This window comes from Sphingomonas sp. FUKUSWIS1, assembly GCF_000733135.1.
GTDB lineage: Bacteria > Pseudomonadota > Alphaproteobacteria > Sphingomonadales > Sphingomonadaceae > Sphingomonas > Sphingomonas aerolata.
This window is the reverse complement of record NZ_JPJC01000234.1, coordinates 1-2734: the sequence shown is the minus strand read 5'-3', so window position 1 is coordinate 2734 and position 2734 is coordinate 1. Positions and strand designations below refer to the sequence as shown.

2 protein-coding genes are annotated in these 2734 nt (G+C 69.5%); both read right to left on the bottom strand.

What is annotated here, in order from left to right:
• Positions 1-1111, bottom strand: a 1111-nt coding sequence (locus sphsw_RS14535; protein WP_152555513.1) for an endonuclease/exonuclease/phosphatase family protein, incomplete at its 3' end; no start/stop codon positions are given.
• On the bottom strand, positions 1112-2734 hold a 1623-nt coding region (locus sphsw_RS14530), incomplete at its 5' end, for a TonB-dependent receptor domain-containing protein (RefSeq protein WP_031441246.1).

Below are 2734 nucleotides of genomic sequence, written 5' to 3'. Positions count from 1 at the left end.
CCGCTGGACTCCCTGCTTCCCGCGGCTCGGCGAGCCGCGCGCAGACGCCGCCGGGCGGCGCTGCGCCGGTCCAGCTGAGCCGGTAGCGGACGAGCAGCCCGTCATGATCGGACAGCTTCGGGCTGCCCGGCGCGCCATCGAACATCGCGCGGACCGCGACCGGCACGATCCGGACGCGCGTGCCCTGCGCGAAGAACTGGAGATCCTGCGTGTCGAGCCACGGCGCGTCGCCGTCCCAGGACAGCGACACCGAGCACGCCGCGCGCGCCTGGCAATATTCGTGCACCAGCCCGAACGGGTGATGCAGCCGGAAATCGTCGAACCGGGCGGGCGAGCGGCGCATGTTGAAGTCGCCCCCCAGGATCATCGGCCGCGACGGCGTGCGGCGCGCGGCGAGAAACGCCTCGAGCTCGCGGGTCTGCGCGCGGTGCGCGGCGCGGTGCCGCGCGGGCGCGACCTTCGACGCCTTGCGCGCATTCATGTGCGTGTTGGCGATGTCTATTCCTTCGGGAACGCCGGGCACCGCGAGTGTCGCCAGCACCACGCCCTTGTTCGACAGGCAGTCGAACCCCGCACAGGCCCGCCGCGAATAGGGATCGCGGGCGACGCCGGTGATCGCGAAGCGGCTGGCGATGACCAGTCCCGAGCTCATCAGCCGCACGCCGAGCTCGCCCTTGGCCAGCTTGGCACGCCCGGGCAGCCGGTCGTCCTGCGAATAGACGCTGCGCCGGGTCCGTGACGGTCCGCTCGCGAGCGACGGATAGCCGGTGGCGACCACCCCGCGCACCGCCGCGCGCGAGAAAACCTCCTGGAACAGCACCACGTCGGGGGCGGTCCCGGCCGCGCGCAGATCGCGCAGGATCCGCCCGATCGCCGCAAGATCACGCCCGCGCCCCGACCGGGCGGGCCATTGCAGCCCCTCGATATTATAGGTCAGCACGTCGATCGTCGTGCTGCGTTCGCCCGACGCCGAGACCTGGATCGCAGGCGGCCCGCCGCCATCCCCGACGTCGACGCCGCCACAGGGCAGCGTCCGGAACCGCGGCAAGGTGGCGCATCCTGCGAGGCCGAGCGTGAGCGCGACCCCCAGCAGGATGCGGCCTGAAATCACCTACCAGCTCAGCCCGGCGCGGGCGTAGAGATAGCGGCCGTTGAAGCCGAACGGCGAGTAATAGGGGAAGCCGATCACGCCGGTCGTGTTGTTCGCCGTGATGGTCGCGTCGGGATAGACGTCGAACAGGTTGCTGACGCCCAGCCCGAGCTGTGCGCCCTTGGTCGCCTGATAGCGGAGCTCGACATCGGTGATGACGTGCTTGCCGCTGTGCACGTCCGCGGCGGGCGTCGTCCCCGGCTGGTTGACGTCGCCATAATAGGTGACGCGGGCGAGCGCGCCGAGCTGGTCGAGCGACCAGTCGATCGAGCCGGTGACCTTCTCGCCCGGCGTGCCGTCCTCCAACGTCAGGATCCGGCTGCGCGCGAACAGCGTCGGCGCGGGGTCGAGCGTCGAGGTCGAGGTCGGGACGCGGGTCACCTTGCCGTCGTTGATGTTGCCCGCCACCGTCAGGTCGAAATTGCCCGCCGCGACGGTCCGCACGCGGTAATGCGCGACCGCGTCGATGCCCTTGGTGGTCGAGGCGAGCCCGTTGATGAAGAACCGCGCCGCAGTCGCGCCCGATCCGGCGAGCAGCCCGGCGATCTGCGCATTGACTTCGGGGGACTGGCTCGTCGACGTGGTGATGTTCTCCGACAGCCCGATCTGGTTGCGGATATGGATGCGATAGGCGTCGACGGTCAGGTCGAACCCGCCGAACCGCAGCACCGTGCCGAGCGACAGGTTGGTCGATTTCTCGGGCTCGAGCGGCAGCCCGCCGAGCCGCGCCGCAACCGGGCTGACCGAGGGGAAGGTGCCGGTCTGGATCGGCGCGCCATTCTGGATCACGGTCGAGATCGAGGTGAAATATTGCTGCTGCAACGCCGGCGCGCGGAAGCCGGTCGAGGCCGTTCCGCGCACCGCGATCCAGGGTGCGACGTCATAGCGTGCGGAGATCTTGCCCGTCCCGGTCGAACCGAAGTCCGAATAATCCTCGCCGCGCCCCGCCAGCCCGATCAGCAGCGCGTCGGTCACCTGCGCCTCGAGATCGAGATAGGCGCTGAAGTTGCGGCGATTGCGGTCGACGACATTGTCGGTCGAGAAGCCGCCAAAGCCCTGCGCGCCCACCGCCGCGCCCGCGACCGCGCCCGTCACGGGCGTAGTGTAGGAGGCACGTTCGCCCGCCTGGATCTCGAAGCTCTCGCGCCGCGCCTCGAGCCCGAAGGCGACGTTGAGCCCCTGCAGCACGTCGAGCTTGCGGTTGACGTCGAGCCCGGCGACCAGCTGGCCATAGATCAGCGCGCCGTCGGAAAAGTCCTGCGGCGTCGCGGCGCCATAGGCATAGTTGGCGGAATTGAGCGTGCGGAAGCCGATCTTGTTGCGGCCATAGCTGACGTTCAGGTCGACGCTCCAATCCGCGACCTCGCCCTTGAGTCCGACCGCCGAATTGATGTCGCGCGACTTGGTGTTGATCAGCGGCAGGAAACCGTCGGGATAGCCGGCCAGCGCGGTCGTCGCGCTCGCCAGCCGCGGGAAGGCCGCGCTGCGCGTGTCGCGGTCCTGATAGCCGAACCAGCCATAGAGGCCCCAGCTGCCCGTCAGCGTCGTGCCGGCATTGGCGAAGACGCTATATTGCTCGACCTG